We start from the raw sequence: 12,390 nt of genomic DNA on the forward strand, positions 1-12,390 counted from the left end.
GTGGCAAAACACGGACAGCGGCGCCGATAACTAGCAGATAGTAGAGATAACATGACCTCAGTCCCATTGACCAAATACGGCGCAGAACTCTTGAAGGAAGAGCTGCATCATTTGAAGACCAAGGAACGCCGCATCGTCATCGATGCGATCGCCGAAGCGCGTTCGCACGGAGATTTGTCGGAAAACGCCGAGTACGATGCCGCCAAGGAACGCCAGGCCTTCGTCGAAGGCCGCATCGCCGAGCTCGAAGGCAAGCTGGGCGCAGCGCAAATCATCGACCCGACCGCGCTCGACGCGGAAGGCCGCGTGGTGTTTGCCTCGACCGTGAACCTGGAAGACCTGGAGTCGGGCCAGAAAGTCACGTACCAGATCGTCGGCCTCGATGAAGCCGACTTGAAAATGAACAAGGTTTCCGTGACGTCCCCGATCGCCCGCGCGCTGATCGGCAAGTACGCCGGCGACGTGGTGGAAGTGCAGGCGCCGTCCGGCCCGCGCGAATACGAAATTCTGGAAGTACTGTACATCTGATGCTGGGCCGCGTGCGCGTCCTCGTTGCCACCCTGTGGGCCGGCAGCCTGTGGACCATCGGCTTCATCGTGGCACCGACCCTGTTCGGCACCCTGGGCGATCGCGTGCTGGCAGGCAATATCGCCGGCAGCATGTTCCGCGCCGAGGCCTGGCTGTCCATCGCCTGTGCGCTGATTCTGCTGGCCTTGCTGCAATGGGCGCCCGGCGCGCTGGAACTGAAGCGCCGGCGCTTGCTGGCAGCATTGGTGCTGGCGATGCTGGTGTGCGCGCTGCTCAGCCATTTCGGCATCACGCCGCTGATGGCCGAACTCAAGGCGCAGGCGCAGGGTTCCTCCGGCATCATGGACGAGGCCATGCGCAGCCGCTTCGGCATGCTGCATGGCGTGTCGACCCTGATCTTTGCCGTGCAGAGCCTGCTGGCGGGCGTACTGATCTGGAAACAACAGTAGTTTGATGCAGGTAAAGTAATCACATGAAAAAAGCGGAGCAGGGAATATCCCGTGCTCCGCTTCTTGTTTCAAGCCCGGCCGCCTTGCGGTTGCCGGGTGAACAGGCTTACTTGCTGCCCAGTGCGCTTTTCTTGGCGCTTTTCTGACGTGGCTTGGCACGCTTGATGGAACCGCCTTCGGTAACGCGCTCATTGCCCTTGATCATGACTTTCGTCACGCTCGGGCGCTTGGTGCCGCTGGCGCTGGCCTTGACGATGGTCACTTCGCGCATGCCTTTGCCGGCGCTGACCTTCTCCTTAACCACTTCTTTTTTCGGACGGTAGATTACCAGCAGTTTGCCAATATGTTGTACCGGGGCGGCGCCGAGATTGCCGCAAATCGTATCGTACATTCCGACGCGCGCTTCGCGGTCGTCGCCGAACACGCGGACTTTAATCAGACCGTGCGAATCCAGGCCAAGGTCGATCTCTTTGAGGACAGCAGGTGTCAAGCCCGCTTCGCCAATAATGACGATAGGCTTCAGCGCGTGTGCTTCGGCGCGCAGTGCGCTGCGCTCTACGGGTGTAAGTTTTAGCATAATAATATTTAGTAATTCCCTTAAAAGCAGTATTCTACGCGAATGGCAAAGAAGAAATTAAACAAAAACTGGTTGCACGACCACATAAATGATCCTTATGTGAAGTTGGCGCAAAAAGAGGGCTACCGCGCCCGGGCAGCATACAAGCTCAAAGAAATCGATGAAGACGAGAAACTGATCAAACCTGGCCAGGTGATCGTCGACCTGGGCTGCACTCCTGGCAGCTGGGCCCAGTACACGCGGCGCAAGCTGGCCGGCAAGGACGGCGGCGGGGTCAATGGTACCCTGATTGGCCTGGACATGCTGGAAATGGAGCCGATCGCCGATTTCCACTTCATCCAGGGCGACTTCCGCGAAGCGCGCGTGCTGCGCCAGCTGGAAGTGGTGTTGCAGGGCCGCAAGGTTGACCTGGTCCTGTCGGACATGGCGCCCAACCTGTCGGGCATCGCCACGGCGGATGCCGCGCGCATGGAACACTTGATCGACCTGGCCATCGAATTTTCGCAATTGCACCTGAAGCCGTCTGGCGTGCTGCTGGTGAAATGCTTCAAGGACATGGGTTTCAGCCAGATCGTGGAGAAATTCCGCGCCGAATTCAAGGTCGTTGTGCAGAAAAAGCCCAAGGCCAGCCGCGATAAATCGTCGGAAATCTTCCTGATGGGCCGTGGAATCAAGAATCCGCTGAAAAATGCCGTGGAAGAAGATGATTCCGCCCTTGATATTTAAGAGGGAATCCGCACATGGGAACGGGAAGTGCAGTAGCGTCTGATGGCATAAAAGCCTAAATTGTTTATACTGCATTTTTTTGCGTGAACGCGATTTTTTCGCGCGCACGGATCGGCGGGCTTTGGCACGGCCCGCTTATTGCGAGTAAAATCGTGTTTCTAGCTATAGGTAAAGAGATGCGCACTGCATCCAAGGAGTCTTCGTGAATAACATGTTTTCCAAATCTGCCATCTGGGTAGTCGTATTGCTGCTGTTGTTCATGCTGTTCAAGCAATTCGACAGTCATGGCGCCACAGGCGGCAGCAAGGCCATCGCTTATTCCGATTTGCTGGATGAAGTCAAAGCCAAGCGCGTCAAGGATGTCGTGATCGAAGGTTCGTCGATCACCGCCAAGCTGATGGACGACACCAAGGTGCGTACCACCGCCACCAGCCTCGACAAGGGCCTGATCGGCGACTTGCGCGACAATGGCGTGCATTTCGATGTGCGCCCGCCCGAGGAAGCGTCTTTCCTGCAAACTATTTTTGTTTCCTGGTTCCCCATGCTGCTGTTGATTGGCGTCTGGGTCTTCTTCATGCGTCAGATGCAAGGCGGCGGCAAGGGCGGGGCATTCTCGTTCGGCAAGTCGAAGGCGCGCATGATGGATGAAGCCAGCAACACCGTCACCTTCGCCGATGTCGCCGGTTGCGACGAAGCGAAAGAAGAAGTCAACGAAGTGGTCGACTTCCTCAAGGATCCGAGCAAATTCCAGAAACTGGGCGGCCGCATTCCCCGCGGCGTGCTGATGGTCGGTCCTCCGGGCACGGGTAAAACCCTGCTGGCGCGCGCCATCGCCGGCGAAGCCAAGGTGCCGTTCTTCTCGATTTCCGGTTCCGACTTCGTGGAAATGTTCGTCGGCGTCGGCGCCAGCCGCGTGCGCGACATGTTCGAAAACGCGAAAAAGCATTCGCCGTGCATCATCTTCATCGACGAGATCGACGCTGTCGGCCGTCACCGCGGCGCCGGCATGGGCGGCGGCAATGACGAACGCGAACAGACCTTGAACCAGTTGCTGGTCGAGATGGACGGTTTTGAAGCGAACTCCGGCGTGATCGTCGTGGCCGCCACCAACCGCGCCGACGTGCTCGACAAAGCGCTGCTGCGTCCGGGCCGTTTCGACCGCCAGGTGTCCGTCGGCTTGCCCGATATCCGCGGCCGCGAGCAGATCTTGAACGTGCACATGCGCAAAGTGCCTATCGGTACCGATGTGAAAGCCGATATCCTGGCCCGCGGCACCCCCGGTTTCTCGGGTGCGGACCTGGCCAACCTGGTCAACGAGGCAGCCCTGTTCGCCGCGCGCCGCAGCAAGCGCCTGGTGGAAATGGCGGACTTCGAAGATGCGAAAGACAAGATCTACATGGGTCCCGAGCGTAAATCGATGATCATCCGCGAGGAAGAGCGTCGCAATACGGCTTACCATGAGTCCGGTCACGCCGTCGTCGCCAAGCTGCTGCCGAAGGCCGATCCCGTGCACAAGGTAACGATCATGCCGCGCGGCTGGGCCCTGGGCCTGACGTGGCAGCTGCCGGAACACGACAACTTGTCCGCCTACAAGGACAAGATGCTGGAAGAAATTTCCATCCTGTTCGGCGGCCGTATCGCCGAAGAGATTTTCGTCGGACAAATGTCCACGGGCGCGTCGAACGACTTTTCGCGCGCCACCAAGCTGGCCCGTTCCATGGTGACCCGCTTCGGCATGTCCGACAGCATGGGCGTGATGGTCTACGAAGACAGCGAAAACGAAGGTTTCTTCGGTGGCGCCACCAAGACGATCTCGGAAGCGACCCAGCAAAAGGTCGATGCTGAAATCCGCAACATTCTCGACAAGCAATATGCTTTGGCGCGCACCTTGCTGGAAAGCAACCGCGACAAGGTGGAAATGATGACCAAAGCCTTGCTGGAATGGGAAACCATTGATGCAGAGCAAATCAATGACATCATGGCCGGCCTGGAGCCGCGTCCGCCGAAAGTCATCCCGCCACGCCGCAATGCGGGCGACAGCGGCACGGGCGGCATCTCGCCTAACGTAACGGCGCCAGCCTGATAGCTGCCACTGCCTGATCGGCGGCATGTAATAGAAGGGTAAGGAGCAATCCTTGCCCTTTTTCGTTGCCGCGGCAGTTTTTTCCTGACGACTAAAAAGATTCACATGCGACACTATTTGCAATTCGGCCGCTTCGGCTTCAACCTGTCCGGCACGCAGGCGCTGGTGATGGGTATCCTGAACATCACGCCCGACTCGTTTTCCGATGCGGGCCAGTATCAACACCTGGAATTTGCCCTCTCGCGCGCCGAGCAGATGATTGCTGACGGCGCCGACATCATCGATATCGGCGGCGAATCGAGCCGCCCCGGCGCGCCGCCGCTGCCGCTGCAGGACGAGTTGCAGCGCGTCATGCCGGTGCTGTACGCCTTGCGCGACTGCGGCAAGCCCCTGTCCGTCGACACGTACAAGCCTGAAGTGATGCGCGAAGCCATCCTGGCGGGCGCCGACATGATCAACGATATCAACGGTTTCCGCGCGCCGGGCGCCATCGACGCCGTGCGGGACAGCGATTGCGCGTTGTGCATCATGCACATGCAAAACGTGCCGGAAACTATGCAAGCCCAGCCGCAGTACGAAGACGTGGTGCGCGAAGTCACGGATTTCCTGCGCGAGCGCATCGACACCATGACGGCGGCCGGCATCGACCGCGAGCGCCTGTGCATCGATCCCGGCTTTGGCTTCGGCAAGACGGTGGAGCAGAATTACGCTTTATTGCGCGCCACGCGCCAGTTGCGCAGCGAGCTGGGCCTGCCCGTGCTGGCCGGACTGTCGCGCAAGTCGATGATCGGCGCCGTCACGGGACGTCCCGTCGAGCAGCGCCTGGCCGGCAGTGTTGCCGGTGCACTTGCTGCGGTAGCGCAAGGTGCGGAAATTATCCGTGTGCATGATGTAGCTGAAACCGTCGATGCACTGAAGGTCTGGCGCATGGCACACTGAGCCTGTAAGATTTATCATAAACAACAAAAAGAGAAATACTATGACGCGTAAATATTTTGGCACGGATGGCATCCGCGGCCTGGTGGGCACGGCTCCGATCACCCCCGATTTCGTCATGCGCCTCGGCTATGCGGCCGGCAAGGTGCTGGCCAAGTCGCAAGGCGGCAAGACGCGACCGACGGTGCTGATCGGCAAGGACACGCGCATTTCCGGCTACATGCTGGAAGCGGCGCTGGAAGCGGGCCTGTCGGCCGCCGGCGTGGACGTGATGCTGGCCGGCCCCATGCCGACGCCGGCAATCGCCTACCTGACGCGGGCGCTGCGCCTGTCGGCCGGCGTGGTCATTTCCGCTTCGCACAATCCGTACCATGACAATGGCATCAAGTTCTTTTCCGGCCAGGGCACCAAGCTGCCCGACAGCGTGGAACTGGAAATCGAAGCGGCGCTCGACGAGCCCATGGCTTGCGTGCCGTCGGACAAGCTGGGCCGCGCCAAGCGCCTGGACGATGCCCAGGGCCGCTACATCGAATTTTGCAAGGGCACCTTCCCGAACGAACTGGACTTGCGCGGCCTGAAGATCGTCGTCGATTGCGCGCATGGCGCCGCCTACCATATCGCGCCGCACGTGTTCCATGAGCTGGGCGCGGAAGTCATCGCCATCGGCAACAAGCCCGACGGTTTCAACATCAATGCGGGCTTCGGCGCCACGGCAACCAAGGCCATGGCCGAAGCCGTCGTCGAGCATGGCGCCGACCTGGGCATCGCCCTCGATGGCGACGCCGACCGCCTGATCATGTGCGATGCCACGGGCCGCTTGTATAACGGCGACGAATTGTTGTACGTCATGGTCAAGGACCGCCTGGCGACAGGTCCCGTGGCCGGCGCCGTCGGCACCCTGATGACCAATATGGCGCTGGAAGTGCTGTTCAAGCAGCAGGGCATCGGCTTTGCGCGCGCCAAGGTGGGCGACCGCTACGTGCTGGAAGTCATGAAGGAAAAGGGCTGGATACTGGGTGGCGAAGGTTCCGGCCATCTGCTGTGCCTGGACAAGCACACGACGGGCGACGGCATCGTTTCCGCGCTGCAAGTATTGTCCGCGCTCAAGCGCAGCGGCCAGAGCCTGCAGCAATGCCTGGCGGAACTGGTGCTGTTCCCGCAAACCCTGATCAACCTGCGCGTGGCGCCCGGTTTCGACTGGCAAAAAAATGCCGCCATGGTGGCCGAGAAGGAACTGGTCGAGGCCGAACTGGGCGACACGGGCCGCGTGCTGATCCGCGCTTCCGGTACCGAGCCGCTGATCCGCGTGATGGTCGAGGCGAAAGATAAGGAAAAGGCCGAGTCGATGGCGCGCCGCATCGCCGACAAGGTTGGTGCATAAAGGCAGGGAGCGATAGTTATTTCCATCTAATTCGTCTATGGCAATTGACGAAATTGGGTGGGGGCGTTATTATCTTGTCTTCGGAGTGTGGCGCAGCCCGGTAGCGCACCTGGTTTGGGACCAGGGGGTCCAAGGTTCGAATCCTTGTACTCCGACCAAAGTCATAAGCGGGCTGTCAGAAATGACAGCCCGTTTTCTATTCCGCGCTGGCATTTCATTGCTGGCGCGCATGGATTAAAATACTGCACCTCTCCGCCCATCGTTCAACGGATAGGACAACGGTCTTCTAAACCGTGAATGGGGGTTCGATTCCCTCTGGGCGGACCAGTTTCATACTGGCCACGATCATGCGGCGGCAAGCTGCCGCAACGCACCCCATCTTTCCCCCGCATCCGGTTTTCGCGCAGCTGTTCAGGGCTGCGCGCCCAGCACCACACTCAGCAAATACAGCAGCGGCGCCGCGCACAGCAGCGCGGAACACAGCGACAGCACTTTCTTGCTGGCCAGGCGTGCCAGGCGCAGTCGTTCGCGCACGGGCAAGTGCTGGCGCAGCACATGGCGCGCGCGCGGCTGGAATGGGGATTCATGCATGTGGGCTCCCTCGCAACGATGACTGAAGATGTCGGTCAGCATAGCGGGAGGGGCATAAAGGCGGTGTAAAGAGTGGGCGGCGCGGCGCAAGCGCGCTGTAAACATGGGTGCGCCGGCGCCGTGTTGCGGGTCTTGCCTGATGCTCTTATTTTGCCTGGCGGCGACGCGCCAGGACACCGAGCAGGCCCAGGCCGGCGAGCAGCATGGCATAGGTTTCCGGTTCAGGGATGGCGGAAACGTAGGCGCGGTAATTGCTCAGGTCCTTGGGCAAGCCTGCCACCGTGAAGGTCGTGCCAGCTGCGACGGGCGCTGCCCATTGGAAGACCAGTTCGCCCTGACCGAAATGGATGGCCAGGTAATCATAGTCCGCCGCACTCGTGAAGGAATTCACCCCGCCGCTGGCGCCTGCCGTGGTGCCGGCGGTGCAGCCTGAGGTGGCATTGTCGCAAAACGAGACGGCCGCGCCCAGGCTGGTGCCGAAAACGCCGTTGATATAGCCCTGGATGTCGGCGGGACTCTGCGGCACGAGATTGTCGTCATAGTATTTCACCATGAGGGCAGGTGACGGCGAGTAAGTGACGGTGCTGCCTTCGATGCTGAAACCGCTGGCCGGTCCCACATCGACCCATGTAGCAGCCTGTGCCACGCCCATGCCGGCCGTCAGGGCGGCCAGCATGGATGCCCGTATGGCAATGCTTGTTATGCTTTTCATGAAAATCCCCTTTTATTTTATTGCAGACATTTCACTGCTTCAGGGTGCGCGCCATCCGGTCAGGGAGGTCAACTTGTCGCCCGGTCGCCTTTGCGTGAGTACGCATATGCAAGCTTAGTCTTGATGTAAATTAATACAATTTAAATAATACTATTGGCATGCTTGACAACATCGCATACGGCTATGTATGGCTGTGCTGGCGAGAGCCTGCACCGGGAGTCGAAATGACGTGACAAGGCGCGCCAGCTTGTGCCAGCAATACCTTGATTAGGGAATAGGGGGCGGGTTTCAGTCGCTGTTATTGCTGACGCCGAACAGGCGATCCTTGGCATTGAGCAGCTTTTGCACCTTGGCGCCCATTTTCATCAGCTGCGCCATCGATTCGGGCGACAGGCGCTGCAAGTCGTCGAACCAGGTGTTGGCCAGGTCGACCAGTTCATACATTTCGCGCATGCGCTCCTGCGCATACTGGTCGACCGGCTCCGTGGCTGGCGCCAGCAGCGATTCGCGCAGCACCGTCAAGGTGGGCGCCACTTCGCGGCGGCGGCGCTCGGCGGCCACCACGCGGAAGATTTGCCACACATCGCCCAGCGAGGAAAAATACTCGCGCCGGTCGCCCGGGATGCGCGACTGGCGGATCAAGCCCCAGCCCTGCAATTCCTTCAGGCCGATACTCACGTTCGAGCGTGAAAAACTCAGGTGTTCCGCGATTTCATCCGCGTGTAAAGGATGCTCCGCGACAAACAACAAGGCGTACACTTGCCCCACTGTCCGGTTAAAGCCCCAGCGGCTGCCCATCTCGCCGAAATGGCTGACGAAGGTCAGGATCAGCGGCGTCATTTGGATATGTTGAGTTTTCATAATTATCTGAATTTTTTCACGCCACACCCGCAGGGTCAATTGATATATGTCATGTTTCGCAGTATTATACAAAAAATCGAATTTACAGAAAATTCTGAAAACTCAAAAAGTATAGATATGCCGACCACGCCACTGTCCTTGCCCCGCTTTATCCTTCCCCGTGCCGCCAGCCTGGCGCAGGGCGGCGCCGCCTTGCTGTGGCTGCCGCAAGCGGCTTTGCTGGCCTGGGCCGTGCAAGCCATGCTTGACGGCGCACAGTGGCGCGCGGCCCTGTTGCCGGCCGCCGGCGTGCTGCTGCTGGGCGTGCTGCGCGCCGGTTGCGAAGCGTGGGGCGCGCGGCGCATGTATGCGGCGGCGCGCGACCACCTGTCCACCTTGCGCGCGCAAGTGGCGCAAGCGCTGGCGCACCGTTCGCCGCTGGACCGCCAGCGCGCCCAGTCGGGCCAGGCTGCCAGCGTCATCGCCGAGCAGGCCGAAGCCATCGTGCCGTATCTGGTGCGCTACAGGCCCGCGCGCTGGAAAGTCATGCTCGTGCCGCTCGTGATCCTCGCCGTGGTAACGCCCCTGTCGTGGATCGCCGCCCTGATCCTGCTCATCGCCGCGCCCCTGATTCCCGTCTTTATGGCCCTGGTGGGCATGGGCGCGCAAGCGGCCAGCCGCGCGCAGATGGTGGAAATGGGCGGCATGAACGCATTTCTGCTGGACCGCCTGCGCGGCCTGGCCACCCTGCGCGCGCTGGGCGCCGTCGACGCCACGGCCGCGCGGCTGGACGCCTCGTCGCAATCCGTGCGCCGGCGCACGATGGTGGTGCTGCGCATCGCCTTTTTGTCGTCCGCCGTGCTGGAACTGTTTTCCGCGCTCGGTGTCGCCATGGTGGCCGCCTTCATCGGTTTCTCCTTGTTGGGCAGCATCAATTTCGGCACCTGGGGCCGCGAACTGAGCCTGGGGCAGGGCTTGTTCATCCTGCTGCTGGCGCCCGCGTTTTTCGAGCCCTTGCGCGAACTGGCCGCCGTCTGGCACGACAAGGCGGCCGGCGAAGCGGGCCTGGCCGGCCTGCACGACCTGGCGGCCGAGGGCGTGCCCCTGCCCGGCGCCGGCGTGGCAGCCGCTGCCGTTTCCGCCGCCGCCATGGCGGTGGCGCCGCCGCCCGCTATTGATATCCATCAACTGCGCTTTGCCCATCCCGGCGAGGCGCGCGTCTTCGACGGCTTCGACCTGACCGTGCGCGCCGGCGAACATGTCGCCCTGCTGGGCGCCAGCGGCGCCGGCAAGACCACCTTGCTGTCCTTGCTGGCCGGCCTGCTGCCGGCCAGCGGCGGCGAGATCCGCATCGGCGGCGTGCGCCTGACCGACGGCACCGTGAATACCTTGCGCCAGCGCATGGCGTGGATGGGCCAGCGTCCGCACGTGTTTGCCGGTTCCGTCAGCCAGAACGTGACCCTGGGCCGCGTCGGCGCCAGCGGCAGCCCCGCGCAAGTGACGCAGGCGCTGCACCTGGCCGACCTGGCTGCCGTGGCGCAGGCGCAGCCGGCCGTCATGCTCAGCGATGGCGGGCAGGGCTTGTCCGGCGGCGAAGCCGTGCGCCTGGCCCTGGCCCGCGTGGCCCTGCATCCGCATGCGGACCTGCTGCTGGTCGATGAACCGACGGCCCACCTGGACAGCGAAACGGCGATGCGCGTCACGGACGCCTTGCTGGAATTGGCGAAAGGCAAGACGATGATCGTCGCCACGCACGACCCCGTGCTGGCCGGGCGCCTGCAGCGCACGGTGCGGGTCGATGCCCGGGCGCAGGCACAGGAGTTGCGCGCATGAGTACCACACTGATCTCGAATCCCGTCCTGCGGCAATTGCTGCTGGCCCAACCAGGCAAGCTGATCGGGGGCGCCTTGCTGGCGGCCCTGACGGCGGTGTCCGGCATGGCCTTGTTGGGCTTGTCCGGCTGGTTTATCACGGCCACCTCGATTGCCGGCCTGCATGCCTCGACGGCCATCCTGTTCGACGTGTTCGGCCCGTCGGCCGGCATCCGCCTGCTGGCCATCGGCCGCACGGGTTCGCGCTATGCGGAACGCCTCGTCACGCACGACGCCACGTTCGCCGCGCTGGCCGGCATCCGCGTGCAGCTGTTTCGCGGCTGGTCGCGCCCGGAAGCGGCCAGCCGCCTGCTGCGCCAGCCCGCCAAGCTGCTGTTCCGCCTGACGGCCGATATCGATGCGCTCGAAGCGCTGTATCTGCGCCTGCTGGTGCCTGCCTTCACGGCCCTGTGCGCGGCCTTGCTCGCTGGCGTGGCGCTGGGCGTGATGCAGTGGCAGCTGGGCGTCGGCCTGGCCGCGTGGCTGCTGGCCGCCGGCGGCGGCATCAGCTGGAGCGTGGCGCGCCGCGCCCGCCGCCCCGCCATCGTGCGCTCGCGCGCCATCGAAAAACTGCGTTCCGGCGCCATCGACCTGGTGGCCGGCCAGACGGACCTGGTGATGGCGGGCCGCATCGACGCCCAGTGCGCGGCGCTGGGGCGGATCGACCGCTCGCTGGCGCAAGCCGATTTCGCCCTGCTGCGCCTGGAGACGGCGGCGGGCGCCGCGTATGGCGTGGCCGGCAGCGCGACCCTGGCAGGCGTGCTGCTGGCCGTCGCCGCCCTGGTGCAGCAGCAAACGATGAGCGTGCCGCTGGCGGCCCTGGCCCTGCTGATCGCCCTGACGGCCGTGGAACCGTTTGCGGGATTGCGCCGCGGCGCGCTGGAAGCGGGGCGCATGCTGCTGGCCATGCGCCGCCTGGCGCCGCGCCTGGAGCAGCAGGATGTCGCCACGCCGCCCATGGATGCCGCACCGGGCTTGCGCCTGGAAAGTGTCAGCGCCGCGCATGCGGGCAGCCATGTTGCCATTTTGCATGATATTTCTCTGCACATCGCGGACGGCGAGCGCGTGGCCTTGATCGGCCCCAGCGGCGCGGGCAAGTCCACCTTGCTGGCCCTGGCCGCGCGCGAGCTGGCGCCATTGTCGGGCAAGGTGAGCGCGCCGCGTGCCTGCCTGTTCACGCAGAAGACAGAATTGTTCCAGGACAGCTTGCGCGACAACCTGCGCCTGGCCGACCCCACCGCCAGCGATGCGCAGCTGTGGGCGGCGCTGCAATCGGCCGGCCTGGACGGGGAAGTGCGGGCCTTCGCAGGCGGCCTGGACACCATGCTGGGGGAGGGCGGCCTGGGCTTGTCGGGCGGCCAGGCGCGCCGGCTGGCGCTGGCGCGGCTGTTCCTGCACGAATCGACCTTGTGGCTGCTCGACGAAGCGACGGAGGCGCTGAATGCGGGGACGGCAAGCGACGTCCTGCAGCGTTTGCGCGCGCGCTGCGAAGGACGCAGCTTGCTGATCGCAACCCACTTGCGGCGCGAAGCGGCGCTGGCGGACCGGCTGGTCAGTTTGCGCGATGGCCGCATCGTGGGCGACGCGCGCCGTGGCACGCCAGCCTTCGAGGCGGCGCTGGCGGGCTTGCGCGGCGATTAAGGAATCAAGGCAAGACTGGAGACACAGGCGGTGCCGCACGCCAGCCCGAAGGCGG

12 protein-coding genes and 2 tRNA genes are annotated in these 12,390 nt (G+C 62.8%); 10 read left to right on the top strand and 4 right to left on the bottom strand.

The annotated features are described in order from the left end of the window. The first annotated feature begins 51 nt into the window (after positions 1-51). The gene (gene greA / locus BZG29_RS12035; RefSeq protein ID WP_034757428.1) at positions 52-528 is read left to right on the top strand and encodes a transcription elongation factor GreA; all 477 of its coding nucleotides are present in this window, start codon (positions 52-54) and stop codon (positions 526-528) included. Next, positions 528-977 (top strand): DUF4149 domain-containing protein, encoded by a 450-nt coding sequence (locus BZG29_RS12040; protein WP_171984991.1) that lies wholly within the window; start codon positions 528-530, stop codon positions 975-977. The genes greA and BZG29_RS12040 overlap by 1 nt, the downstream gene beginning before the upstream one ends. A gap of 106 nt (positions 978-1,083) precedes the next feature. Here the strand turns inward: BZG29_RS12040 and BZG29_RS12045 are convergent, their stop codons facing one another. Then, positions 1,084-1,554: a YhbY family RNA-binding protein gene (locus BZG29_RS12045; protein WP_010397237.1), complete on the bottom strand. Its 471-nt coding sequence runs from the start codon at positions 1,552-1,554 to the stop codon at positions 1,084-1,086. A 42-nt stretch (positions 1,555-1,596) separates the two neighbouring features. Here BZG29_RS12045 and BZG29_RS12050 point away from each other — a divergent pair, with 42 nt between their 5' ends. From BZG29_RS12050 to BZG29_RS12075, 6 genes are all read left to right on the top strand, one after another. Continuing rightward, a complete protein-coding gene (locus BZG29_RS12050; RefSeq protein ID WP_034757436.1) occupies positions 1,597-2,280 on the top strand; it encodes an RlmE family RNA methyltransferase in 684 nt (227 codons plus the stop codon). Positions 2,281-2,482: 202 nt separating this feature from the next. Continuing rightward, a complete protein-coding gene (gene ftsH / locus BZG29_RS12055) occupies positions 2,483-4,363 on the top strand; it encodes an ATP-dependent zinc metalloprotease FtsH (protein WP_077402824.1) in 1,881 nt (626 codons plus the stop codon). A 105-nt stretch (positions 4,364-4,468) separates the two neighbouring features. Further along, entirely contained in the window at positions 4,469-5,302 is an 834-nt protein-coding gene (gene folP / locus BZG29_RS12060; protein ID WP_077402828.1) for a dihydropteroate synthase, read from the top strand. A gap of 40 nt (positions 5,303-5,342) precedes the next feature. Further along, positions 5,343-6,680: a phosphoglucosamine mutase gene (gene glmM, locus BZG29_RS12065; RefSeq protein WP_077402831.1), complete on the top strand. Its 1,338-nt coding sequence runs from the start codon at positions 5,343-5,345 to the stop codon at positions 6,678-6,680. Positions 6,681-6,761: 81 nt separating this feature from the next. Continuing rightward, positions 6,762-6,838: transfer RNA gene (locus BZG29_RS12070), tRNA-Pro, on the top strand. A gap of 94 nt (positions 6,839-6,932) precedes the next feature. Next, positions 6,933-7,007: transfer RNA gene (locus BZG29_RS12075), tRNA-Arg, on the top strand. 84 nt (positions 7,008-7,091) lie between these two features. Here the strand turns inward: BZG29_RS12075 and BZG29_RS12080 are convergent. From BZG29_RS12080 to BZG29_RS12090, 3 genes are all read right to left on the bottom strand, one after another. After that, positions 7,092-7,271, bottom strand: a complete 180-nt coding sequence (locus BZG29_RS12080) for a hypothetical protein (protein ID WP_077402834.1) — start codon at positions 7,269-7,271, stop codon at positions 7,092-7,094. Between the two features lie 145 nt (positions 7,272-7,416). Further along, positions 7,417-7,983 carry a PEP-CTERM sorting domain-containing protein gene (locus BZG29_RS28465; RefSeq protein WP_077402837.1) on the bottom strand — a complete coding sequence of 189 codons (567 nt, stop codon included), beginning with the start codon at positions 7,981-7,983 and terminating at the stop codon, positions 7,417-7,419. Positions 7,984-8,271: 288 nt separating this feature from the next. Then, positions 8,272-8,823: a GbsR/MarR family transcriptional regulator gene (locus BZG29_RS12090; RefSeq protein ID WP_170909696.1), complete on the bottom strand. Its 552-nt coding sequence runs from the start codon at positions 8,821-8,823 to the stop codon at positions 8,272-8,274. A 138-nt stretch (positions 8,824-8,961) separates the two neighbouring features. Between BZG29_RS12090 and cydD the strand changes: the two genes are divergently transcribed. Together cydD and BZG29_RS12100 are read left to right on the top strand one after the other, a co-directional pair. After that, on the top strand, positions 8,962-10,656 hold the full coding sequence (gene cydD, locus BZG29_RS12095; RefSeq protein ID WP_077402840.1) for a thiol reductant ABC exporter subunit CydD: 1,695 nt from the start codon (positions 8,962-8,964) through the stop codon (positions 10,654-10,656). After that, positions 10,653-12,335, top strand: coding sequence for an ATP-binding cassette domain-containing protein (locus tag BZG29_RS12100; RefSeq protein ID WP_077402843.1), 1,683 nt, complete (start codon positions 10,653-10,655; stop codon positions 12,333-12,335). The genes cydD and BZG29_RS12100 overlap by 4 nt, the downstream gene beginning before the upstream one ends. Positions 12,336-12,390: the final 55 nt, after the last annotated feature.

Source organism: Janthinobacterium sp. LM6, from assembly GCF_002002885.1.
Classification (GTDB): domain Bacteria; phylum Pseudomonadota; class Gammaproteobacteria; order Burkholderiales; family Burkholderiaceae_D; genus Janthinobacterium; species Janthinobacterium kumbetense.

Bases quoted from the DNA above. Each gene is read 5' to 3' on its own strand.
- greA (WP_034757428.1), top strand. From the start codon at position 52: ATGACCTCAGTCCCATTGACCAAATACGGCGCAGAACTCTTGAAGGAA.
- BZG29_RS12040 (WP_171984991.1), top strand. From the start codon at position 528: ATGCTGGGCCGCGTGCGCGTCCTCGTTGCCACCCTGTGGGCCGGCAGC.
- BZG29_RS12045 (WP_010397237.1), bottom strand. From the start codon at position 1,554: ATGCTAAAACTTACACCCGTAGAGCGCAGCGCACTGCGCGCCGAAGCA.
- BZG29_RS12050 (WP_034757436.1), top strand. From the start codon at position 1,597: ATGGCAAAGAAGAAATTAAACAAAAACTGGTTGCACGACCACATAAAT.
- folP (WP_077402828.1), top strand. From the start codon at position 4,469: ATGCGACACTATTTGCAATTCGGCCGCTTCGGCTTCAACCTGTCCGGC.
- glmM (WP_077402831.1), top strand. From the start codon at position 5,343: ATGACGCGTAAATATTTTGGCACGGATGGCATCCGCGGCCTGGTGGGC.
- BZG29_RS12080 (WP_077402834.1), bottom strand. From the start codon at position 7,271: ATGCATGAATCCCCATTCCAGCCGCGCGCGCGCCATGTGCTGCGCCAG.
- BZG29_RS28465 (WP_077402837.1), bottom strand. From the start codon at position 7,983: ATGAAAAGCATAACAAGCATTGCCATACGGGCATCCATGCTGGCCGCC.
- BZG29_RS12090 (WP_170909696.1), bottom strand. From the start codon at position 8,823: ATGACGCCGCTGATCCTGACCTTCGTCAGCCATTTCGGCGAGATGGGC.
- cydD (WP_077402840.1), top strand. From the start codon at position 8,962: ATGCCGACCACGCCACTGTCCTTGCCCCGCTTTATCCTTCCCCGTGCC.
- BZG29_RS12100 (WP_077402843.1), top strand. From the start codon at position 10,653: ATGAGTACCACACTGATCTCGAATCCCGTCCTGCGGCAATTGCTGCTG.